Source organism: Phytobacter cepae (assembly GCF_054165735.1).
Genome location: NZ_CM135107.1, coordinates 2,153,748 through 2,174,881 on the forward strand (window position 1 = coordinate 2,153,748; position 21,134 = coordinate 2,174,881).

23 protein-coding genes, 1 pseudogene and 1 riboswitch are annotated in these 21,134 nt (G+C 51.0%); of the genes and pseudogenes, 13 read left to right on the forward strand and 11 right to left on the reverse strand.

From position 1 onward, the window contains the following. Positions 1-54: 54 nt before the first annotated feature. Complete coding sequence (locus tag ACUY4Q_RS10065; protein WP_458046879.1) at positions 55-273, forward strand: hypothetical protein; 219 nt, start codon at positions 55-57, stop codon at positions 271-273. A 431-nt stretch (positions 274-704) separates the two neighbouring features. Here ACUY4Q_RS10065 and ACUY4Q_RS10070 read toward each other — a convergent pair whose 3' ends face one another. Then, positions 705-1,646 carry a VirK/YbjX family protein gene (locus tag ACUY4Q_RS10070; RefSeq protein ID WP_458046880.1) on the reverse strand — a complete coding sequence of 314 codons (942 nt, stop codon included), beginning with the start codon at positions 1,644-1,646 and terminating at the stop codon, positions 705-707. 172 nt (positions 1,647-1,818) lie between these two features. Between ACUY4Q_RS10070 and pphA the strand changes: the two genes are divergently transcribed. Then, positions 1,819-2,463 carry a protein-serine/threonine phosphatase gene (pphA, locus tag ACUY4Q_RS10075; RefSeq protein ID WP_458046881.1) on the forward strand — a complete coding sequence of 215 codons (645 nt, stop codon included), beginning with the start codon at positions 1,819-1,821 and terminating at the stop codon, positions 2,461-2,463. Here pphA and ACUY4Q_RS10080 read toward each other — a convergent pair whose 3' ends face one another. The 5 genes from ACUY4Q_RS10080 to yebS form a co-directional block, all read right to left on the reverse strand. Continuing rightward, positions 2,464-2,655 carry a YdfD/YebW family protein gene (locus ACUY4Q_RS10080; protein ID WP_458046882.1) on the reverse strand — a complete coding sequence of 64 codons (192 nt, stop codon included), beginning with the start codon at positions 2,653-2,655 and terminating at the stop codon, positions 2,464-2,466. A gap of 103 nt (positions 2,656-2,758) precedes the next feature. After that, entirely contained in the window at positions 2,759-2,998 is a 240-nt protein-coding gene (locus tag ACUY4Q_RS10085) for a YebV family protein (protein WP_047370879.1), read from the reverse strand. A 112-nt stretch (positions 2,999-3,110) separates the two neighbouring features. Next, positions 3,111-4,550, reverse strand: a complete 1,440-nt coding sequence (gene rsmF, locus ACUY4Q_RS10090) for a 16S rRNA (cytosine(1407)-C(5))-methyltransferase RsmF (RefSeq protein ID WP_458046883.1) — start codon at positions 4,548-4,550, stop codon at positions 3,111-3,113. A 79-nt stretch (positions 4,551-4,629) separates the two neighbouring features. Continuing rightward, entirely contained in the window at positions 4,630-7,263 is a 2,634-nt protein-coding gene (locus ACUY4Q_RS10095) for a PqiB family protein (protein WP_458046884.1), read from the reverse strand. Beyond that, complete coding sequence (gene yebS / locus ACUY4Q_RS10100) at positions 7,232-8,515, reverse strand: membrane integrity lipid transport subunit YebS (RefSeq protein ID WP_458047310.1); 1,284 nt, start codon at positions 8,513-8,515, stop codon at positions 7,232-7,234. Before yebS ends, ACUY4Q_RS10095 begins: the two co-directional genes overlap by 32 nt. Positions 8,516-8,648: 133 nt before the next feature. On the opposite strand from yebS, the gene msrC reads away from it, so the two are divergent. From msrC to kdgR, 5 genes are all read left to right on the forward strand, one after another. After that, positions 8,649-9,146: a free L-methionine (R)-S-oxide reductase MsrC gene (gene msrC / locus ACUY4Q_RS10105; RefSeq protein WP_458046885.1), complete on the forward strand. Its 498-nt coding sequence runs from the start codon at positions 8,649-8,651 to the stop codon at positions 9,144-9,146. 96 nt (positions 9,147-9,242) lie between these two features. Further along, positions 9,243-9,929 carry an RNA chaperone ProQ gene (proQ, locus tag ACUY4Q_RS10110; RefSeq protein ID WP_458046886.1) on the forward strand — a complete coding sequence of 229 codons (687 nt, stop codon included), beginning with the start codon at positions 9,243-9,245 and terminating at the stop codon, positions 9,927-9,929. A 19-nt stretch (positions 9,930-9,948) separates the two neighbouring features. Further along, on the forward strand, positions 9,949-11,997 hold the full coding sequence (prc, locus tag ACUY4Q_RS10115) for a carboxy terminal-processing peptidase (RefSeq protein WP_458046887.1): 2,049 nt from the start codon (positions 9,949-9,951) through the stop codon (positions 11,995-11,997). Positions 11,998-12,190: 193 nt separating this feature from the next. Beyond that, positions 12,191-13,072 (forward strand): protease HtpX, encoded by an 882-nt coding sequence (gene htpX, locus ACUY4Q_RS10120; RefSeq protein ID WP_458046888.1) that lies wholly within the window; start codon positions 12,191-12,193, stop codon positions 13,070-13,072. Between the two features lie 323 nt (positions 13,073-13,395). Beyond that, positions 13,396-14,187: a DNA-binding transcriptional regulator KdgR gene (gene kdgR, locus ACUY4Q_RS10125; RefSeq protein ID WP_458046889.1), complete on the forward strand. Its 792-nt coding sequence runs from the start codon at positions 13,396-13,398 to the stop codon at positions 14,185-14,187. A gap of 36 nt (positions 14,188-14,223) precedes the next feature. On the opposite strand, the gene ACUY4Q_RS10130 is transcribed toward kdgR, so the two are convergent. Next, complete coding sequence (locus ACUY4Q_RS10130) at positions 14,224-14,463, reverse strand: YobH family protein (protein WP_458046890.1); 240 nt, start codon at positions 14,461-14,463, stop codon at positions 14,224-14,226. 157 nt (positions 14,464-14,620) lie between these two features. Between ACUY4Q_RS10130 and mgrB the strand changes: the two genes are divergently transcribed. The 6 genes and pseudogenes from mgrB (at position 14,621) to rlmA (ending at position 17,991) form a co-directional block, all read left to right on the forward strand. Next, positions 14,621-14,764 carry a PhoP/PhoQ regulatory lipoprotein MgrB gene (mgrB, locus tag ACUY4Q_RS10135; RefSeq protein ID WP_458046891.1) on the forward strand — a complete coding sequence of 48 codons (144 nt, stop codon included), beginning with the start codon at positions 14,621-14,623 and terminating at the stop codon, positions 14,762-14,764. 74 nt (positions 14,765-14,838) lie between these two features. Further along, positions 14,839-15,123: a YebO family protein gene (locus ACUY4Q_RS10140; RefSeq protein WP_458046892.1), complete on the forward strand. Its 285-nt coding sequence runs from the start codon at positions 14,839-14,841 to the stop codon at positions 15,121-15,123. A 28-nt stretch (positions 15,124-15,151) separates the two neighbouring features. Next, the gene (locus tag ACUY4Q_RS10145; RefSeq protein WP_458046893.1) at positions 15,152-16,165 is read left to right on the forward strand and encodes an MBL fold metallo-hydrolase; all 1,014 of its coding nucleotides are present in this window, start codon (positions 15,152-15,154) and stop codon (positions 16,163-16,165) included. A gap of 493 nt (positions 16,166-16,658) precedes the next feature. Then, a pseudogene (locus ACUY4Q_RS10150) lies at positions 16,659-16,803 on the forward strand (DUF2627 domain-containing protein). A 12-nt stretch (positions 16,804-16,815) separates the two neighbouring features. After that, entirely contained in the window at positions 16,816-17,025 is a 210-nt protein-coding gene (gene cspE / locus ACUY4Q_RS10155; RefSeq protein WP_001062678.1) for a transcription antiterminator/RNA stability regulator CspE, read from the forward strand. Between the two features lie 150 nt (positions 17,026-17,175). Next, complete coding sequence (gene rlmA, locus ACUY4Q_RS10160; protein ID WP_458046894.1) at positions 17,176-17,991, forward strand: 23S rRNA (guanine(745)-N(1))-methyltransferase; 816 nt, start codon at positions 17,176-17,178, stop codon at positions 17,989-17,991. Here rlmA and mntP read toward each other — a convergent pair. The 4 genes from mntP to ACUY4Q_RS10180 all read right to left on the reverse strand — a co-directional run bounded on the left by mntP (position 17,988) and on the right by ACUY4Q_RS10180 (position 21,110). Next, complete coding sequence (gene mntP / locus ACUY4Q_RS10165; RefSeq protein ID WP_458046895.1) at positions 17,988-18,554, reverse strand: manganese efflux pump MntP; 567 nt, start codon at positions 18,552-18,554, stop codon at positions 17,988-17,990. The genes rlmA and mntP overlap by 4 nt on opposite strands. A gap of 2 nt (positions 18,555-18,556) precedes the next feature. Then, positions 18,557-18,736: riboswitch (yybP-ykoY riboswitch) on the reverse strand. Between the two features lie 201 nt (positions 18,737-18,937). Further along, positions 18,938-19,393 (reverse strand): DUF986 family protein, encoded by a 456-nt coding sequence (locus ACUY4Q_RS10170; RefSeq protein WP_458046896.1) that lies wholly within the window; start codon positions 19,391-19,393, stop codon positions 18,938-18,940. A gap of 55 nt (positions 19,394-19,448) precedes the next feature. Then, the gene (locus ACUY4Q_RS10175) at positions 19,449-20,300 is read right to left on the reverse strand and encodes a PTS mannose transporter subunit IID (protein WP_458046897.1); all 852 of its coding nucleotides are present in this window, start codon (positions 20,298-20,300) and stop codon (positions 19,449-19,451) included. Between the two features lie 12 nt (positions 20,301-20,312). Further along, on the reverse strand, positions 20,313-21,110 hold the full coding sequence (locus ACUY4Q_RS10180; protein ID WP_458046898.1) for a PTS mannose/fructose/sorbose transporter subunit IIC: 798 nt from the start codon (positions 21,108-21,110) through the stop codon (positions 20,313-20,315). Positions 21,111-21,134: the final 24 nt, after the last annotated feature.

Sequence of the window (21,134 nt, forward strand, 5' to 3'; positions counted from 1 at the left end):
CCAAAAGGCTGTGCTACTGTCGTATGCAATTTAAACAAAACTGAGGATAACGACATGAGCAAAGATGTTGTGGTAATACTCCCCGGTGGCAAGGTCGAGCACCTTTCTGTTGAAGATGACCTGAAAAAAGTCAGCTACAGAAACGATCAACGGTCCTTCCTGGATCTGCCAATCGAAACTTATGTGCTGGATGGGGAAGAGTTCCTGATTGCAAAGTTTTCTGACCTGGTCAGCGCACGTGAAACTGAACAGGCGATTCGGCAATTTTATTGATCCCCTCTAAAGCAGCATCCATTCCGGATGCGCTTTGCAGATAATCTTTCCTCTGACTCCAACGCGACGTCGTTGTGGTGAGGCCTCATATGAGGCCTCGCATTTATGAGGCTTGCTTAATCCACCGACGTCTTTTCGGGATGCAAGTTTTTAGCGTGAGCCGGGCGCCACAGACCGAACATATTGCCCCATGTGGATCATTTTTTTCAGGGCTGTACTGCGTAAACAAAAACTGATTTCCGTTGCAAACCAGGCAAACAAATTTTAGGTTTGGGATAGCCCCTCCGGGCTGAGGAATGGAATAACCACACTAACATGAATTAATTCCCTTTAAGGATATATCGTTAAATTATTCCTGAGGCCCCTGATTTCAAACGTTATTAATAAAACCAGCGAGTAAGGGCAGAAAAAATTTCTGCCCGCGATGATGATTAAAAGTAATTATTCAGTGAGGCGTGTATTTCATCAAGTAGTTGAAAACGACGACGATATTCGGCTCTTTTTTTGCTGGCAATCTCTTCAAGCGGTTTTCGCGCCATGAGTAAAGGCAAACGCCAGCGATAATTATCACTCTTTACGCCATCAATAGAGGACCAAAATTCATCGTAGCTGGCATGAAAGTGTCGACCTTTGCTCAAACGATAGCGTAATGCGCGGAAGACGTGGCCGTTATCACTCACACCGTAAACAGCATTAATGCCCGTACTGGCACACATCTGCCATAAGGTTTCGAGAAGCAGACGTTTCGGGAAGATGCCATAGCAGGCTTTGGTTGCGACTTTAATCACCTCATGAGTGACATTTTTGCGCGGCCCCTGAAGGCCCCCGATGACCAGCGCACGTTCTCCATTTTCAGTGGTGACGCTAAATGTGACGCTTGCCAGCAGGGCGTTATTGCCATCATAAAACCACAGCGTGCTTTCGCCTTCACGTTCTGCTTTATGTGCACCCGAAGCGAATACAGAGAATTCGGCGCCATCCTTACCCGCAAAACGCAATATTTGCTGCGGCAGGGTTGCGGTGAACGCGTCTGCCGCACGTTTGGATAGCTGATTATCAAGCCAGTCGTAGTGGCTAATAATGGCATCGGCGCGTTGAGACGCACTGAGTCCCAGCGTTAAATATTGGCGATGAGATTTACTCGGTAAGGTGACCTGGGCCTGAAGTTGCGCGTCGAAACCCGGTCGCCGGGATAATGCATCTAACATCCTGACGGTGGAGGACCAGAATAGCAGTGAGCGTAGTAAAAACTTCAGGCGGTATTCTCGCTTACGCCAGATTGGGCCCGGAATTAAACGGCCTGTAACCAGTTCGCTAATTATATGTCGTTGGGAAGATGGCAGGTTTTTGGTTTGCAGACTGATATTAGACACGATATTCACCTCTGAATGTTTCAAATACCATTCTAAGGACAACGGAATTATAAATTAACGCTGAGGTGAGTTTTATTTCCGGTTCGTTTAGGGGAGATTGAGGTAAATGAGATGCTTATGACAATGCCATGAAGTTTAGACTTCTCTCTATACTCAATACAGGGGGGAATTTATGTATCAGCGTATTGAGGGCAACAAATGGCGTCACATCTGGATTATGGGTGACTTACATGGCTGCTATCAGCAGCTCCTGACGCAGCTACGCACGCTACGGTTCGATCCCTGGCAGGATTTGCTCATTTGCGTTGGCGATCTGATTGACCGCGGCCCGGACAGTTTGTCGTGCCTGCAATTATTGCAGAAACCCTGGTTTCAGAGTGTGCGCGGTAATCACGAACAGATGGCGCTTGATGCCTTATCGACTGGAGAGATGTCGACATGGTTAGTCAATGGCGGAACGTGGTATACGCATCTTTCGGCAGAAGAACACAAGCTGGTCGGGCAGGCACTGAAGTCATGCGCACAATTGCCTTTAATACTGGAGCTGCATTGCAGCAGTGGCGTAAATATTATCGCCCATGCTGACTATCCTGCGGTGCAGTATGAATGGCTCCAGCCGGTCGATCAGGACGCGCTATTGTGGAACCGGGGGCGAATAAATCGTTTGCTTTCAGGCAAGGGAGACGCGATACGGGGTGCTGACCATTTCTGGTTCGGCCATACCCCACTCAAACGGCGGTTCGACAGTGAAAACCTACATTATATTGATACCGGCGCCGTCTTCGGCGGGCATCTGACACTGGTGAAAGTGCAATAATCAGAAATCACTGTATTCCTGAGCCGGACGCCAGAAACCGTCAATGAAATCTTCAACAGGGTAGCATCCGCCATAGCGTAAACGCTGTACATCCATCGCCACAAGGCACTGACTTTCAGTATTGAAGACATCCACCACAATGTCATCACACCCACCGTCCAGGTAGCAAACAAACAAAACCAGTGCGAACATTCCATCCTCGGATCACAACAACATTATTTAATTGTAGGGGATGAATGGGGGCAGGGGAAATGAAGCGGGTAAATAACCCGTCTATGGACGGGTTCCCATTGAATCAGGCAAGGCGCATGACCCAGGTGTCAGACTTTTGATCGTAGTGTTCGCGGTATAAAACCGAATGTTCGCCGTCAAGGATCGCTGGAATGCTGGTTTCCGCGTCCCAGGCATCAAGTTGCATACACAGATCCGGGTCAGATGAACAGGGAATACGCAACGTTCTCTCACCCTGATTTTCGCCCTGCAACTCGGCATCATCGATTTCGAAGGCGCCGATACGCACGCTGGTTTTCGTCATAATGCTCTCCGTTGATGGTTAAATTGTGGTACGACCAGTGCAGTCGTCCACTTTTTAGCTTGGTACAACAAATCACATCATGCCAGTCGAAATGTGCGTTTTTTTAGACGGATTAACGCTTACTTGCGAATAAGCGCCCGTCCCTGACCAACTCTCTGGGGTAACTGTTCTTCAAGCGAGATCCGATTTTCCTGGCCAGTCCCAGCGGCTGGTGCTGATGGGTAACGATGACGTCGTTGCCGCCGGGTGCCGTCTGCGGATAGACATCACGCCCCCGATACCACTCCTCAGCTTCATCATGCGTGAGCTCAAAAGCCAGAGGATTTTGGCTACCCGCCAGCGCGATGACCGCCTCGTGCTGCCAGCGAAAACCTTTATTATGGCTTTCGGCAAGTTTGAGACCGATGCGTGAAAAACGGACTTTTCCGATCAAAGGTTCAACCGCCTGGGGGAATAACCAGACCTCTTTATCACGTTGCCAGAGCCGTAATTCACTCTCCCAGGTCAGTCCCACGCTGGCAGCCGCAGCGGTGATATCTGCCGCTTCGCGCGTTTTGACCGGAGCAAAAGGGAATTTACCGACTTTATACTGAGGTGCAGGAAGCGGGGGCAGCGATGCACGTTTGCGTAAACGGGCGACGAAGAAGCCTTCACAGTCGTAAATCTGCGGGAAGACATGCAGAAAGCCCTCTTCGGTGACGGCCTGGTCGGCGCCTGAGAATAATGCACCTAAAGGGGAGAATTCGACGGCGTCGGGGTACTGCTGCGCAAGCCAGTGGCATACGGCTTCGTTTTCATCCCGATTCAGGGTGCAGGTGGAGTAGACCAGGGTCCCACCGGGGCGGAGCGCATGAAAGGCACTGTCGATAAGCTCACGTTGCGTGGCCGCTATCTCAAGATTACTGGCATGTGACCAGTTTTTAAGCGCATCAGGGTCTTTACGCACCACGCCTTCGCCGGAACAGGGGGCATCGAGCAGGATCGCATCAAACATCTCCGGCAGCGCAGGGCCAAAAACGCGGCCGTCGAAATGGGTTAAGGCCACGTTGGCAATCCCGCAACGGCTAATATTGGCATGCAACACTTTTACCCGGCTGGCGGAGTATTCATTGGCCAGAATAGCGCCCCGGTTGCCCATCCTCGCCGCGATTTGAGTGGTTTTTGAGCCGGGCGCAGCAGCGACGTCCATCACCCGGGTCGGCGTGTTGCCCTCAGCGAAAAGCGCGCTCACTGGCAGCATGGAACTCGCTTCCTGAATATAAAACAGACCGCTCAGGTGTTCGGCGGTGCTGCCCAACGGCACGGCGTCCTCGTCTTCACGCTCGATCCAGAATCCTTCTTCGCACCAGGGAATCGACGTAAGCTGCCAGCGGTACGGCGAAACCAGCGCCAGAAAATCGGCCACGGAGATTTTAAGGGTATTAACGCGAATGCTACGCCGCAGGGGGCGCTGGCAGGCGGCAATAAACTCATCGAAGGAGAGGGCGGCTGGCATTGCATCACGCATTTGTGCCAGGAATTCGTCAGGGAGATAAACAGCGTTTTGAGCCACGAAGAACACCACAGGGAGTCGAACAGGCGCGCAGTGTAACATAATCGCTCCGGCGCGGGCACGCCGGAGCAATCAGGGTTTAGCGAGGCAGCGCGGTGCCCCATTGTCGCCACTCTTTCGGCTCACTTTCCTGCAGCAGGAAGTGTTTATCCGGTTGCGCTTTCGGCGCGAGCGGCACGCCCGGAGGCGTGGCAAAGGCAACGCCTCCGCGAATGAACTGATTAAAGGTGCCGGTTTTCACCACGCCGCCGGTCAGACCGAAGTCCAGTGAGTAGCCGGACGCCAGCCAGAAGACGGAGTTGTTACGCACGAGGTGCTGATAGCGCTTACTGATACGCAACCCGACCATCACTCTGTCAGACATTGAGCCCAATACCAGACCTGTCACCGTACCGACTTCAATGCCACGGAACAGCACTGGCGTACCGATATTCAACGAGCCTGCTTCCGGTGCTTCAACAACAATATTTAAGCCGTCCAGATAGCGTGAATCGGTAATCGTTGCTTCCTGAAGTTCAAACTCGCGGCGCGCCTCTCCATGACCCGGTTCCACATTGATGTAGGGTTGAAGAATGGTATCGAGGTGTTCAACACCTGCCGCAGAAATCTGCGGTGTCACGACCGAGAAGCGGGTACCGTTCCTGGCGAAAGTTCGCACATATTCCGGGTATAACACCGCAGTGGCCTGTACTTCATTGCGATCGGTAATGAGTTCAAGATTTGAGATCTGGCCAATATCAATGCCCAGATAACGAATCGGCATCCCGGCGGCGAGTTTGCCTGCATCAAAGGCGTGCAGGGTTATCTGGCTGCCTACCGCGCGTGCGGTGGTTTCAGATGCGTAAAGTATGCGCTTGTCGCCTTTACGTGCGCTGGCACCAGCACCACTGAGATTATCAAAGCTGATCGCGCCTTTGATGGCGCGCGACAACGGTGAGGCCTGCACGGTCAATCCGCTGCCGTTCAACTGTACTTTCGCGCCGCCTTCTGCCCAGAACACGCTGTTGTTGGTCAGGAGTGAGCGATATTCGGGTTTAATGTGCACTTCAATATCAAAGGCATTGGCGCGCGGGCGAACAGTGATGATTTCCCCCACCTGGAACTTACGGTAGAGCACAACTGAACCTGCCTGAACGTCAGGCAAGGTGTCCGCCGTCAGCGTCAGGGTCGTGGTCGGTAAGTCGCTGAGACTGTTCTCTACCGCTTTATCCAGATTGGCATATAGCGGGTAGTCGGGCTTCATGTCGCCTTTGGTCCCCGGCAAAATGCGGATCCCCCCACTCAACCATTCATTGGCACTGGCAGCAAGGAATTCGACCCCATCGAGACCCACTTTGACATCAACCCGACTGTTAACCACAAATTTGCTGTCGCCTTTGACCAGGTCGCGATATTGCGGATCGATGGCGATGGCAAACGAGACGCCTTTGCTGGTGAGATCGCGTTCCAGCACCTGGCCGACCTGAACGCCATGCAGGACAAGCGGTTGCCCTGCATCGATACCGTAACTCTCCGGCGCTTTCAGGGTCAGCGTGACAACGCCAGGTTCCTGGAGAAGGGTTTTATCAGAAGGAAGCACGACAAAGTGATTGCGCGGTTGGCCTTCACCCGGCACCAGTTCGAGCGTGGTGCCGGTCAGTAATGAACTGACGCTGGCATTATTTAATGACAGCTTGGGGCTGCGCATTTCTATGCGCGTGTTGTCACGAAGCAGATTAACGACGCTCGGGTCCACCGTCATTTCACCGGTCACCGTACCGCCAGGATCCAGATTGATTTTGGTCAGTTCCCCCACTTCTAGGCCCTGATACATCAGCGGGGTAGAGCCAGCTTTCAGACCCTGGCCGTCCGGTAAATCAAGCTTGACGAGCACGCCGCGCTGACTGTGGGCCAGATCTTCATACAATCCAAATTCATCATCCTGGCTGGCGTGAGCAGAGCCTTCCGGTGAGTCAAAGGCAATCGCACCGTTTACCAGCGCCGCCAGACTTTCAAGCTTCACCTTCGCACCGCTGAGACTGACATCTGCATCCACACCCGAGACGTTCCAGAAGCGGCTGCCCTTTTTAATGAGATTGGTAAAACGCCGCTCGATTAAAACATCGATCGTGACGCCCTGTTTGTTGGCGTTAATGGAATAATCGTAAACGCGTCCAACCGGGATCTTGCGGAAATAGACCAGCGAACCGCTGTTCAACGAGCCCAGGTCAGGGGCGTGCAGGTGAATCATCAACTCGCCGTTATTAAGACGGTATTTGGGCTGAGTATCCAGCGCGGCAAAGTGATCCTGTGGCTCACCTTTACCCGGCATCATGCCGATGTAGTTACCGCCGACCAGCGCATCCAGGCCGGAGACGCCCGCCAGCGAAGCCTTGGGCGTCACTAACCAGAACTGCGTATCGCTGCGTAGCGCATCCTTCATATTGGATTTGATGCTGGCACGCACTTCGATTTTTTTCAGGTCTTCGCTCAGGCGAATATCCTGTACCGTGCCAACTTCCACTCCCTGATAACGCACGGGCGTTCGTCCAACGACGATACCGTCAGCAGACATAAAATCAATCGTAATCGTATTACCGCGATCTTCGTAACTGTTCCAGATGAGCCAGCCCGCGATGAGCAGCGCAAGAACCGGCAAAATCCAGAAAGGCGAAATGCGACGTTTGGTTTTAATGCGCGCTTCAGTCGGCGAAGCGGGGGTTTCCTGACTCATGTGCATCCCAAAGTAAGCGGCTGTCCAGCCATTCCACAGCAAGAATAGTCAATATTACCGCTGCGCCGAAATAAAACGCAGCCGGTCCCATAGTAAAAGCAAGCAATTGGTCGCGATTAATCAATGACATCGTCAATGAGATGACAAACAGGTCAAGCATGGACCAGCGACCAATCCATGTGACGATACGTAATAAAATGAGGCGTGCGCGTAATCCCTGCTCGAATTTGAAGTGGATGCTAAGCAGCAGTGTAAACATCACGATAACTTTGGTAAATGGCACCAGTATACTGGCAATAAACACCACCGCAGCAACGGCAATATTGCTGCTGCCCAGAGAGATAATACCGGACATGATCGTATCCTGCTGACGGGCACCGTTAATATAAACCACGGAGATGGGCAGCAGGTTCGCCGGAAAGAGGAAAATGATGGAGGCGATGAGCGCGGCCCAGCATTTTTGCACACTCTGCCGACGACGATGGCGTAACGGAATATGACAACGCGGGCAGCGCCCTCTGGGGTCGGGAAAGCCCGTAAAGTGGCAACCCAGGCAGACGCGGAGCTTTTCGTCCGGTCGCTTAGCCGGGCGCTGAGGGTAAAAACGCTCCCACAATTGTTCTACGTTGAGATGGATGATGGTCATAATGCTGAGAACAACCAGCGCGATGAAAGCAACCAGCCCGATTCCAGGGCGTAAAAAAGCGTAATCCTGGACTTTGATGGAGGCCACACCAATACCCACAAGATAGATATCCAGCATGACCCATTCTTTGAGCTTCTCCAGCATCAGTAAGATGGGGCGAAGATTCATGCCAAGAATATTACCCAGCCACAAATAGGCGATTGCAGCGACCAGAATGAGCGGAGCACCCACCGCGCAGAACAGCACCATGGCTGCGGTCAGAGGATCGCCCTGAGCAACAATCTGCCAGATGCCCTGCAGTAAATCCGCATCGATGCGCACCCCAAGCAAATAGAGATGGAGCAAAGGTTCGCTCCAGGCAAAGGGCATCAATAGCAACATGGTGATTGCCATCGCTGCGAGCCGCGTCAGGGACCAGTCCCGGCCATCGCGAATTTTGGCATCGCAACAGGGACAGAAGGCGCTTTGATGCGATTTCATGACGGGAAGCGCAAAAAGCGTATCGCATTGCGGGCAACGCTGATAGTGTGCGCGTGGCAATGCATCGCCTATGGCGTGAACGGCTATTTTTTTAGCAGGCGTTATCTGTCGGTTTTTTAGGGCCATTGCATGCAAATGAATAAATCGAGAATGCATCTATATTAACTCATGATTGGAACTTCTTGAGCATCAACGCATTTAATGCTTATTTTAATAGGCCATGTGGTGAGACAAAAGTAAGACTTTAAGTGATTGGAAAATGAACAAAACAGAATTTTACGCGGATTTAAACCGTGACTTTCAGGCATTAATGGCAGGTGAAACCAGTTTTTTAGCGACACTCGCGAATACCAGCGCGTTGCTGTTTGAACGACTGAGTGGGGTGAACTGGGCCGGTTTTTATCTTCTCGAAGGTGAAACGCTGGTTCTGGGGCCGTTTCAGGGAAAACTCGCCTGTGTTCGAATCCCGGTGGGCCGCGGCGTGTGTGGGACGGCAGTCGCGCAAAACAGCGTCCAGCGGGTAGAAGATGTGCATCAGTTTGATGGGCACATTGCCTGTGATGCAGCCAGTAATTCTGAAATTGTGTTACCGATTACGGTAAATAATAAAATTATTGGGGTTCTGGATATCGACAGCGTCGAGTTTTCGCGCTTTGCCATTGACGATGAACGTGGTCTGCGTGAGCTGGTTTCACACCTGCAAAACGTTCTCGAACACACCGATTATAAAAAATTCTTTCTGGACGTCGCAGGATAATCAACGGATAACGTAGCAATTACTGATAGCGTCATTATAATGACGCCTGTTCATGCCTGCGCTTGTTGGCAACGTCCGTTGTAATCAGGAAATTTCATGGAAAATCAACCTAAGTTGAATAGCAGTAAAGAAGTTATCGCGTTTCTGGCCGAACGTTTTCCTCACTGTTTCAGTGCTGAAGGCGAAGCGCGTCCCCTGAAAATTGGTATTTTTCAGGATTTAGTTGAGCGCGTTGAAGGCGAGATGAGCCTCAGCAAAACTCAGCTTCGTTCAGCCTTACGTCTGTATACATCGAGCTGGCGCTACCTTTACGGTATTAAAGCCGGCGCGATTCGAGTGGATCTCGACGGTAATGACTGTGGTGCGCTGGATGAGCAACACGTAGAGCACGCTCGTAAACAGCTTGAAGAAGCGAAAGCACGCGTTCAGGCACAGCGCGCTGAGCAGCAAGCTAAGAAACGAGAAGCTGCCGCTGCCGCAGGAGAGTCAGAAGAGGCGCCGCGCCGTGAGCGTAAACCGCGTCCTGCTCCTCGCCGTAAAGAGGGTGGCGAGCAGAAAGCACGTGCCGATAAACCTGTCGCTAAACCCCAACGGGCACCTAAAGAAGAGCGCCACACTCCAGTTTCAGACTTATCTGTACTGAGCGTGGGTCAGAGTCTCAAGGTAAAAGCGGGTAATAATGCGATGGACGCTACCGTAGTGGAAATCACCAAAGATGGCGTTCGCGTACAGCTTACTTCGGGTATGTCGATGATTGTACGCGCAGAACATTTGATGTTCTGAAACGGAGGCCTGGCCTGGCATGAACACTTTGTTTAAGCGCACCGCGTTGGCTGGCCTGTTGTTAATAACAGGTCAGGTATTCGCAGTTGAAGATATTACGCGTGCTGATCAAATCCCGGTATTGAAGGAAGAGACACAGCACGCGACGGTAAGTGAGCGCGTGACCTCGCGTTTTACCCGCTCTCACTATCGTCAGTTCGATCTGGATCAGGCCTTTTCGGCAAAGATTTTCGATCGCTACCTCAATTTACTGGACTACAGCCACAATGTGCTGTTAGCCAGTGATGTTGACCAGTTTGCCAAAAAGAAAACGGTACTCGGCGATGAGTTGCGCAGTGGCAAGCTGGAGGTATTTTACGACCTCTATAACCTCGCCCAAAAGCGTCGTTTTGAACGTTATCAATACGCGTTGAAGGTGCTGGAGCGTCCGATGGACTTCTCCGGCAATGACTCCTTCAACCTCGATCGCAGCAAAGCGCCCTGGCCAAAAGACGAGGCGGAATTAAACGCGCTGTGGGATAGCAAGGTTAAATACGACGAATTAAGCCTCAAACTGACCGGTAAAAACGATCAGGAAGTCCGTGAAACCCTGACGCGCCGCTACAAGTTTGCAATTCGCCGTCTGGCGCAAACGAACAGTGAAGATGTTTTCTCCCTGGCGATGACTTCTTTCGCTCGCGAAATCGATCCGCACACGAATTACCTGTCGCCGCGCAACACCGAGCAGTTCAATACCGAAATGAGCCTGTCTCTGGAAGGTATCGGTGCTGTGCTGCAAATGGATGATGACTATACCGTCATTAACTCCATGGTGGCGGGTGGTCCTGCTGCGAAGAGCAAAGCGATTAGCGTGGGTGACCGCATCGTCGGTGTCGGCCAGACCGGGCAGAATATGGTCGATGTGATCGGCTGGCGTCTTGATGATGTTGTTGCTCTGATCAAAGGCCCCAAAGGCAGTAAAGTGCGCCTGGAAATTCTTCCTGCAGGGAAGGGCACCAAAACACGGACTATCACGCTGACCCGTGAGCGTATTCGTCTTGAAGACCGCGCGGTGAAAATGACCGTTAAAACGGTTGGCAAAGAGAAAGTCGCCGTTCTGGACATTCCGGGCTTCTATGTTGGCCTGACGGACGACGTTAAGGTTCAGTTGCAGAAGCTGGAAAAGCAGAATGTCAGCAGCGTCATTATCGACCTGCGTACCAATGGCGGTGGTGCACTGACCGAAGCGGTTTCGCTGTCCGGTCTGTTCATTCCATCGGGCCCGGTGGTGCAGGTTCGTGATAACAACGGCAAGGTACGCGAAGATAGCGATACCGATGGCGTGGTTTATTACAAAGGACCGCTGGTGGTTCTGGTTGACCGATTCAGTGCTTCTGCCTCGGAAATCTTTGCCGCTGCGATGCAGGACTATGGCCGTGCCCTTATTGTTGGTGAGCCGACATTTGGTAAAGGCACCGTCCAGCAGTACCGCTCGCTCAACCGTATTTACGATCAAATGTTGCGCCCTGAGTGGCCTGCACTGGGCTCTGTCCAGTACACCATCCAGAAGTTCTATCGTGTAAACGGTGGCAGTACCCAGCGCAAAGGTGTGACGCCGGACATCATCATGCCAACCGGGACACAAGAGACCGAGACGGGCGAAAAATTCGAAGACAACGCCTTGCCGTGGGATAGCATTAACGCTGCTACCTTTACGAAGTCTGGTGATATGAAGCCGTTTGGCCCGGAATTGCTGAAAAAACATGACGAGCGTATCGCGAAAGATCCTGAATTCCAGTACATCTTTAAGGACATTGCCCGTTTTGATGCGATGAAAGACAAACGTAATCAGGTATCGCTGAATCTGGTCCAGCGCGAGAAAGAGAATGCTGAGGACGATGCGATTCGTCTGGGGCGTCTCAACGATCGCTTTAAGCGCGAAGGGAAGCCGTCGCTGAAGAAACTGGACGATTTGCCGAAAGATTACAAAGAACCGGATCCTTATCTGGATGAGACGGTTCACATTGCCCTGGACCTTGCGGCGATGGACAAAGACAAACCAGCGGCTCAACCCGCCCCTGCGAAGTAACTCCTCAACAGGCACAAGAAATTGTGCCTGTTTTTTTAACAAGTTCATTCTGGCGTCAGCATTGTGCTACAAAATGTAAAGTTGTGTCTTTCTGGTCACTTACGGCATTCCGATGCTTGAAAATAGCGTCATTACCCATACGATGTGGGTAATCGCATAGTGCGTGTTGTTAAACTGAGGTTAAAAGAAAATTATGATGCGAATCGCGCTCTTCCTGCTGACAAACCTGGCCGTCATGTTGGTATTCGGCCTCGTGCTCAGCCTGACGGGTATTCGGTCGAGTAGCGTCCAGGGTTTATTAATCATGGCGCTGCTGTTCGGTTTTGGCGGCTCTTTCATTTCGTTACTGATGTCAAAATGGATGGCGCTGAAATCGGTGGGCGGTGAGGTGATTGAGCAACCCCGTAATGATATGGAACGCTGGCTGATGGATACGGTTGCAAATCAATCCCGTCAGGCAGGCATTGCGATGCCGCAGGTGGCTATCTACCATGCGCCAGATATCAACGCCTTTGCCACCGGTGCCCGTCGTGACGCTTCACTGGTTGCTGTAAGTACCGGGCTTTTACAGAACATGAGCCGTGACGAGGCTGAAGCCGTAATTGCTCACGAGATCAGCCATATTGCGAACGGCGATATGGTCACCATGACGCTGATTCAGGGCGTGGTAAACACCTTTGTTATTTTCATCTCGCGCATCCTGGCGCAGATTGCTGCCGGCTTTATGGGCGGGAATCGTGATGACGGTGAAGAGAGCAACGGTAACCCAATGATCTATTTCGTCGTGGCAACCGTGCTTGAACTGGTGTTCGGCATACTGGCGAGCATTATTACGATGTGGTTCTCACGTCACCGTGAGTTCCACGCAGATGCCGGCTCGGCGAAACTGGTGGGTCGTGAGAAGATGATTGCAGCCCTGCAGCGTTTGAAAACCAGCTATGAACCGCAGGAAGCCAGTACCATGATGGCGTTCTGTATTAACGGGAAATCAAAATCCCTGAGTGAGCTCTTTATGACTCACCCGCCGTTGGATAAACGTATTGAAGCGCTGCGTAGCGGCTCTTATCTCAAATAATCCATACAGAATAAAAAAGCGCGTCCTAGACGCGCTTTTTTTATGGGTGAAATAATCCCCCCCACCTGGCTTCACAAGTCGTTAGCCATCGTCTTTCTTTGTTGGCATCAGGCCTCTTCTCAAGACGAGGAGGGCATTCAGATTCCCTAAAAAACGTGAAGATAATGAATGAACCCACTGAGAAACGCCTCTGGTCATGGGTTTCCGGTTTTATATCGCAGATTTGTAATGAAGTTGGCATACGTGCATTGCGGCAGAGGGGGGAGAAATTTATAATAAAAACCCATTCTAATTTTTATAAAACACTGGCGATGAGGTGATTAATGGCAATCGCAGATTTGGATAAACAGCCAGATTCTGTTTCTTCTGTACTGAAAGTCTTTGGCATTCTGCAGGCGCTGGGCGAAGAGCGTGAAATCGGCATCACTGAGCTGTCTCAGCGTGTCATGATGTCAAAAAGTACCGTCTATCGCTTTTTGCAAACCATGAAATCGTTAGGTTATGTTGCTCAGGAAGGCGAATCCGAGAAGTACTCTTTAACGCTCAAACTTTTTGAACTCGGCGCACGCGCGCTGCAAAACGTGGATCTTATCCGCAGTGCGGATATTCAGATGCGTGAACTTTCACGTCTGACGAAAGAGACGATTCATCTTGGGGCGCTGGATGAAGACAGTATTGTTTACATCCATAAAATCGATTCAATGTACAACCTGCGTATGTACTCACGTATTGGCCGTCGCAATCCGCTTTACAGCACCGCAATTGGTAAAGTGCTGCTGGCATGGCGTGAACGTGAAGACGTGTTACAGATTCTGGACGGCGTAGAATATAAACGCAGCACCGACCGCACTATCACCAGCACCGAAGAGTTGCTCACGATGCTGGATGTCGTTCGCGAGCAGGGCTACGGCGAAGATAACGAGGAGCAGGAAGAGGGGTTACGCTGCATCGGCGTGCCGGTCTTTGACCGCTTTGGCGTGGTTATTGCCGGATTGAGTATCTCTTTCCCTACGCTGCGCTTCTCGGAAGAGCGTCTTCATGAATATGTTGAGATGCTTCACCAGGCCGCGCGGAAAATTTCTGAACAAATGGGTTACAACGCCTATCCGTTCTGATGCAAAAGCGCCGCCCGTAAGCGGCGCTTTTCATATCTAGCCATTGTCGATAATGTTTTCGCTTTTCCGCAATATCGGACATTGCGTCAGGCCGATAATCCCGCTACTGGAGTGCACATACTGTGCCGTACTCACGCCTCGGGCAGTCAGGTACTTACACTGCAAGCCCAATCCTGCTGCATTTTCAGTACTGCCAATCAATACACCATAACCACTAAGCAAAATGCCCACCCAGACCAGGGCCAGCAGAATAATTGTTCGAATAAGAGTACGCATTTCTCTTCCTTGCTGTTAACACTCAGCAACAGGCTACGCTAATGCTTATGGGCTGCAAGTTGAGCATTCCTAAAAATCCCGAAAGCAGCTACAGTTAGTCGCGGTTTAAAGTTAGCGTGCTAAGGTGATTGCATTCAGTGATGTATCGGAGAGTGGAGTGAGAAAATATAGATGGCTGTTGCTGGTTGCCGTGTTGGCAATCTGCCTGCTGCTCTGGACTCAAATGCTAAATGTGATGTGTGACGATGATGTGCAATTTTTCAGCGGCATCTGCGTCGTCAATAAATTCATCCCCTGGTAGCCGCTTTTTTCCTGTAAGCGATTTCCTTCCTGACCGCCGGTGATAGAATACTGCGTTTTGGTAGAGGTGGTGAAATGAACGAAATGATAACGTCTGGCGCACTCAATTTTGCGTCATTGATTGTTTCTGTGGTGGTGTTACTGGTAGGGCTGGCGCTGTGGTTCTTTATCAACCGTGCCAGCTCACGTACAAACGAACAAATTGAGTTGCTTGAAGCATTGCTGGATCAACAAAAACGTCAAAATGCGCTGCTGCGTCGTTTGTGTGAAGCCAACGAGCCAGAAAAAGAGGCGCCCGTGGAACAGGCTGCGGCCAAAGGTAAAGATGACGAATTCATTCGTTTAGTCGCTGAACGTTAAGAATCAAACATGAGAATGGGAGTGGGGCATGACACGGAAAAATCCCTGGTTTGATGCTTCGCTCTCCCATCACTCCCCGGAAGGTTTTACCAATCTGAGCCCCGGTGGCCACCAGCCCGGAGAGGTTAAGCGCTGGAGGAAGGAGCGTAAAGCCGCTGGTCTTCCCTTGCCCCCTGCGGGTGGCTATGAACACTTCATTGCGACCTGGTGGCAGCCTGCCGAGATAGACGTATCAGGTTCAGAAAATAAATTATGGTGGCTGGGCCATTCCACTATCCTGTTACGCCTACAAAATCAATATATCCTGACGGACCCGGTCTTCTCCCGGCGCGCCTCACCGCTTTCTTTTGCAGGACCAGAGAGGCGCACGCCCATCGCGCTTTCGATTGCCGATTTACCCGCAGTCGATGCCGTTGTTATCTCGCACAATCACTACGATCACCTTGATGACAAAAGCATTCGCCTGTTGCTTGCGCGGTTCCCCGATATCACGTTTTTCGCACCGTTAGGACTTAAGCGATGGCTTCGTCAGCGCGGCGCACGTGATGTCATTGAACTCGACTGGTGGCAAAGTGTGACGCGCCAGGGCGTGGTTTATACCGCCGTACCTGCGCAACACTGGAGCATGCGGACCTTCTGGGACCGCAATGCATCATTATGGTGCGGGTGGGTGATTGAACGTCGCGACTGGCGGTTCTGGTTTCCGGGAGATACCGGATATACCCCCGAGTTACTGCAAATACCGGCGCGTCTCGGGAACATTGATGTGGCGGCTTTGCCCATCGGTGCTTACGCTCCCCGCTGGTTTATGGCGACCAATCATATGGATCCTCAGCAGGCTGTTAAGCTATGGGAGCAGCTGGATAAACCACTTGCCTTTCCTATCCACTGGGGCGTATTTGAACTGGCAGATGAATCATTGGACGAGCCAGTATGTGAATTACAAGAAGCGTTAAACGAAACGGTGAGCGGGTTCTCAAATTTTCTGCCCCTCAGGATTGGTCAATATTTAACACTCCCTGATGCCGGGCATGCTGATTGATACTATTTTATTATTTCTAATAATTAAGAGTTTTAATTTTATCGAAACGTTTTTATTGCCTTTTTTTGAGGCACTGTCATCAAGGTTTCATTATTTTGGTGCATCAAAGGATTAATTGCACAACAATTATTCGATAGTCAACCTGAGCAAATGCATAGTCACTAAAATTGCTAAGATCAGAGTTAACTCATTACGGGTTAATGATAAAGCAGCACTTAAATGACAAGGATGATATACGCTATATTTGAATAATTTTAAGTGCTTACGTAGACGAACGGAGCGGCTTAAGCTATGGTTATTACGTGTTTTTTGTACACTTAACGTTTGTATCCTTCGCTTCACAAAAGGTTAATGGCATTGTTAAAATGTGCACACCTTGTGTAGATATCCCTGGAAATTGTGCGACGGATCCAGACATGTTTAAAAATGGCTTGCCATATTAAACGTAGTGTGTGATAACACGTTTTGGGTCAAACGAGGTACAGTTCTGTTTATGTGTGGCATTTTCAGTAAAGAAGTCCTGAGTAAACACGTTTTCGTTGAATACCGCTTCTCTGCCGAACCTTATATTAGTGCCTCAAGCAGTAATGTCTCAGTTTTATCTCAGTTAATGCCTGCGGGCGAAGTATATACATTAAGGAATATTGCAAATGGCAAAGATTAAAGGTCAAGTTAAGTGGTTCAACGAGTCTAAAGGCTTCGGTTTCATTACTCCTGCTGACGGCAGCAAAGACGTGTTCGTACACTTCTCTGCAATCCAGGGTAATGGCTTCAAAACTCTGGCTGAAGGTCAGAACGTTGAGTTTGAAATTCAGGACGGCCAGAAAGGCCCGGCTGCTGTAAACGTAACAGCCATCTAATTTCAAAACCACTGGTCTTGAAGCGCCTTTGGCGTATCAATGTCAGCGGAAAGCCTCGCACCTGTGCGGGGCTTTTTAATTTCTGCTTCGCATTCCCCGGCGTGAAGAATGGCGGTACACTTTCGCCCTTTGTTTAGTCCCGGAGTTGTTATGCCCTTCAGTTGCCCGCTTTGTCACTCGCCGTTGAGTCGTTCAGAACGCAGTTTTTCCTGCAACAATCGCCACCAGTTTGATATTGCGAAAGAAGGGTACGTCAATTTACTGCCCGTGCAGCATAAGCGTTCACGCGATCCGGGTGACAGCGCTGAAATGATGCAGGCACGCCGCGCTTTCCTTGATGCAGGGCACTACCAGCCGCTTCGTGATGCTATAACGGCAAAACTTGATGCCCGTTTGCCCTCGGCGGCCGATGCGCTGCTGGATATTGGATGTGGAGAAGGGTACTACACCCATGCGTTTGCCGGGGTGGCAGACCGTAAGGGGGCGCAAACGCTGGGACTGGACGTGTCGAAGGTAGCAATCCGTGCTGCTGCCAAACGCTATCCACAAGCCATGTTCTGCGTAGCCTCCAGCCACCGACTTCCCTTCGAAACAAACAGCATTGATGCGGTGGTGCGAATTTATGCGCCCTGCAAGGCTGAAGAGTTGATGAGAGTGGTGAAACCCGGTGGCATCGTCATTACCGCCGCACCGGGTCCGCGCCATCTGTTGGAGCTCAAGGGGTTAATCTACAAAGAAGCCATGTTGCATGCGCCTGATGCAGGGGAAATCGAGGGATTTGAGGTTATCGAACAGCAGTCACTTGCCTATGATATGAGCCTGACCGGTAAGGAAGCGGTGGCATTATTGCAAATGACACCATTTGCATGGCGGGCCAAACCGGAAGTGTGGGCGCAACTGGAGAATACAGCGTTGTTCCGTTGTCAGACCGATTTCACACTGCACTGTCTGCGTCGTAGAGATTAAGGGGCGAAATGGCTCCAGAGGATCTGTACGCCAATACCAATCAGCACGATACCGCCAAGAATTTCGGCGCGCTTGCCTAACAGTGGGCCGATAAAACGTCCTATCATTATACCCAGCGTTGACATGATCAGAGTGGCACAGCCGATAGCCAGTGCAGTGGTGAGGATATTGACCTGAAGAAAAGCAAGCCCAACGCCGACGGCCATCGCGTCCAGGCTGGTGGCTATTGCGGTCGTGACCAGTAACCAGAAACCGTGGCGGCAGGGAGCTTCGGCAGCACTATCGCTTTCGCCACGAAACCCTTCCAGCACCATTCTTCCTCCGAGGAAGACCAATAAGACGAACGCTATCCAGTGGTTCCACTCCAGCACGAACTGACTGGCCAGCATGCCCATTCCCCAGCCAAGCAGGGGAGTCAGTGTTTCAATCACGCCAAAAATGAGACCCGTGCGCAGTGCTTCAGAGAACTTAGGCTTGTGCAGTGTCGCACCTTTGCCAATCGAAGCGGCAAAAGCATCCATCGACATGCCGAAGGCGAGGAGGAGTGTGGCGGATAAATTCATGCGAGCGTCCTGACCGGGAATTCCATATAACACACCACTGCCCCCAGTAAAAAGCAGTTGATGTGTCTATGGTCTCGCCTGACTGAATGATGTCAGTCCGTACGTGCCACGTTTTGCAACGAGTATGTTGACACGTACATTTCTGTAATAACAGTAATCGGCTACTCCCCAACGACGGGCGCAACCTTAACATATTTTTAGAATATAAAACAACAACAGAAATTTATAACCCCGTTTACTTGTTGATAACGATTTTCATTTAGCAATTCGAGTAAAATTAACGTTAAAAAATTTAACTGTTTTTTCACGGGGATATTATAGCAATGGCTATAAGTGTGCTTAATAAATATACGGATACCGTTAATGCGGTTATCTTTATCTGACTAATTTTTAACGAGAAATTTATATATCTTCTCAAGATCATCAATATTTTTGACGCGCACAAGCAGGCGCTGATGCTCTAATTGCATCACTAGCACTCCGTCTTCCGATAAATTCATTTCTTTAATGCGGTTATATTCAATCCAGACGCTGGAATAGTAAAAACCTTGTGCTTTAAAGATGATTTTAGGCACCCGGATCCAGAACAGGTATATTGCGAGCAACGATAGCGCACTTAATAACCATGTGGTTAAGAGTGTTCCGCCATTTACCACATTGTTATAAATAAGAATGATCAACAGGCCGACAAAGATGGAGGCGTCCACGCGGCTGCGCCGCAGCAGGGGAAGGGTCAAAAGGGCTTTACCCTTGCGCCGGGGCAGAACCCACTCATCATAGAGGGCGTAAGCCAGAAGGGCGGTGATGAACATCACCACAATGCTGTCCGTAAGCGTCATTGCGTCTCCTGAAAATAAAAAAACCGGGGCCTGGCCCCGGTTATAGCACAACAGATTACAGACCTAACAGACCCACGGCGTAACCGGCAATACCGATGACGAAGAAGCCCACGATAATCCACAATGGGTTCACTTTCTTACGCAGTAACCACATACAGGCGAAGGTCAGTAGCAACGGCACCAGGCCCGGCATAAGCTGGTCAAGAATGGTCTGCACGGTGGTAACATTTTCTTTGCCCGTCTGGTCAGTGATACGTGAAACAACCAGCGGGATGTTAACGTGCGTCCATTTGTTTACCAGTGCCCCCATCACAAACAGGCCGAGGATTGACGCACCCTCCGTCAGTTTCTGCAGGAAACCGCCGCCCATATCTTTAACGATATCGATACCTTTACGGTAACCGTAGGCGACGCCGTAATAGCGTGTAGCCAGACGGACCAGGTTAAACAGCACGAAGAACAGTAATGGACCGAGCAGGCTACCGCTCATGGCGATCCCGGCACCGAGCGCAGCGAATACCGGACGGACCGTTCCCCAGAAAATCGGGTCACCTACGCCAGCCAGCGGCCCCATCAGACCAACTTTGATACCGTTAATCGCACCGTCGTCAATCTCTGCCCCGTTAGCACGTTGCTCTTCCATCGCCAGCGTGACACCCAGCACCGGTGCGGCCACATAAGGGTGAGTGTTAAAAAATTCCAGATGGCGCTTTATCGCCTGACGTCGCGCTTCGTTATTCTCCGGATAAAGGCGTTTTATTGCCGGCACCATTGAGAAGCAGAAACCCAGCGCCTGCATACGTTCGAAGTTCCATGAACCCTGGAACAGGTTAGAACGGATGAACACGCCACGAATGTCACCCGGAGTCAGTTTTTTCTCAGGGGTAGTTTTAGTCATATCAACCATGTCGTTCACCTGTTAGTCCAGTTCGTTATCAAGATCGTTGGAACTTGCAGCCTGCGCAGGGGCGGCTGAGCGGTTGTATTTCGGGCTAAGCTGGATGTAGAGGATAGCCATTACCGCGCCGATAACGCCTAATGCCACCAGGTTGAAGTTGGTGAAGGCGGCGGTCACGAAACCAAGGTAGAAGAACGGCATCAGATAGCCTGCGCGCATCATGTTAATGACCATTGCATAACCAACCACAACGATCATCCCCCCGGCGATATTCAGACCACTGGTGACCACTTCAGGAATGGCATTTAACAGACCCTGGACTTCACTGGTGCCGACCGAAATAGCAACAATGACTGCCGGAATAGCGATACGCATTGCCTGCAGGAAAAGTGAAGAGACATGGATCCAGGATAGCGCCGTCAGGTTTCCGCTATCTGCTGCTTTGTCTGCCGCATGTTGGAAAGCTACGGTGATGGTACGTACGATAATGGTCAGAACCTGACCGGCGGCGGCCAGTGGAATCGCCAGCGCGATACCCGCACCAATGCTTTGATGCCCGGCGATGACCAGCACGGTTGAGATGATGGAAGCCAGCGCGGCATCCGGAGCAACGGCGGCCCCAATGTTCATCCAGCCAAGGGCGATCATTTCCAGCGTACCACCGATGATGATCCCGGTTTTCATATCACCCAGAACGATACCCACCAGCGTACAGGCCACTAACGGACGGTGAAACTGGAACTCATCAAGCACCGACTCCATACCGGCAATACAGGCTACAACGAACACCAGCACAATCTGAAGAGTGGTAATCTCCATTGTACTTCTCCTATGCTAAAACAA

What these genes read in the sequence shown, in the direction of transcription:
- ACUY4Q_RS10095 (WP_458046884.1), bottom strand. Translation starts at nt 7,263, where the DNA reads ATGAGTCAGGAAACCCCCGCTTCGCCGACTGAAGCGCGCATTAAAACC.
- kdgR (WP_458046889.1), top strand. Translation starts at nt 13,396, where the DNA reads ATGGCAATCGCAGATTTGGATAAACAGCCAGATTCTGTTTCTTCTGTA.
- prc (WP_458046887.1), top strand. Translation starts at nt 9,949, where the DNA reads ATGAACACTTTGTTTAAGCGCACCGCGTTGGCTGGCCTGTTGTTAATA.
- ACUY4Q_RS10085 (WP_047370879.1), bottom strand. Translation starts at nt 2,998, where the DNA reads ATGACGAAAACCAGCGTGCGTATCGGCGCCTTCGAAATCGATGATGCC.
- cspE (WP_001062678.1), top strand. Translation starts at nt 16,816, where the DNA reads ATGGCAAAGATTAAAGGTCAAGTTAAGTGGTTCAACGAGTCTAAAGGC.
- ACUY4Q_RS10145 (WP_458046893.1), top strand. Translation starts at nt 15,152, where the DNA reads ATGACACGGAAAAATCCCTGGTTTGATGCTTCGCTCTCCCATCACTCC.
- yebS (WP_458047310.1), bottom strand. Translation starts at nt 8,515, where the DNA reads ATGGCCCTAAAAAACCGACAGATAACGCCTGCTAAAAAAATAGCCGTT.
- mntP (WP_458046895.1), bottom strand. Translation starts at nt 18,554, where the DNA reads ATGAATTTATCCGCCACACTCCTCCTCGCCTTCGGCATGTCGATGGAT.
- rlmA (WP_458046894.1), top strand. Translation starts at nt 17,176, where the DNA reads ATGCCCTTCAGTTGCCCGCTTTGTCACTCGCCGTTGAGTCGTTCAGAA.
- ACUY4Q_RS10065 (WP_458046879.1), top strand. Translation starts at nt 55, where the DNA reads ATGAGCAAAGATGTTGTGGTAATACTCCCCGGTGGCAAGGTCGAGCAC.
- ACUY4Q_RS10175 (WP_458046897.1), bottom strand. Translation starts at nt 20,300, where the DNA reads ATGGTTGATATGACTAAAACTACCCCTGAGAAAAAACTGACTCCGGGT.
- msrC (WP_458046885.1), top strand. Translation starts at nt 8,649, where the DNA reads ATGAACAAAACAGAATTTTACGCGGATTTAAACCGTGACTTTCAGGCA.
- htpX (WP_458046888.1), top strand. Translation starts at nt 12,191, where the DNA reads ATGATGCGAATCGCGCTCTTCCTGCTGACAAACCTGGCCGTCATGTTG.
- ACUY4Q_RS10170 (WP_458046896.1), bottom strand. Translation starts at nt 19,393, where the DNA reads ATGACGCTTACGGACAGCATTGTGGTGATGTTCATCACCGCCCTTCTG.
- proQ (WP_458046886.1), top strand. Translation starts at nt 9,243, where the DNA reads ATGGAAAATCAACCTAAGTTGAATAGCAGTAAAGAAGTTATCGCGTTT.
- ACUY4Q_RS10140 (WP_458046892.1), top strand. Translation starts at nt 14,839, where the DNA reads ATGAACGAAATGATAACGTCTGGCGCACTCAATTTTGCGTCATTGATT.
- pphA (WP_458046881.1), top strand. Translation starts at nt 1,819, where the DNA reads ATGTATCAGCGTATTGAGGGCAACAAATGGCGTCACATCTGGATTATG.
- ACUY4Q_RS10080 (WP_458046882.1), bottom strand. Translation starts at nt 2,655, where the DNA reads ATGTTCGCACTGGTTTTGTTTGTTTGCTACCTGGACGGTGGGTGTGAT.
- ACUY4Q_RS10130 (WP_458046890.1), bottom strand. Translation starts at nt 14,463, where the DNA reads ATGCGTACTCTTATTCGAACAATTATTCTGCTGGCCCTGGTCTGGGTG.
- ACUY4Q_RS10180 (WP_458046898.1), bottom strand. Translation starts at nt 21,110, where the DNA reads ATGGAGATTACCACTCTTCAGATTGTGCTGGTGTTCGTTGTAGCCTGT.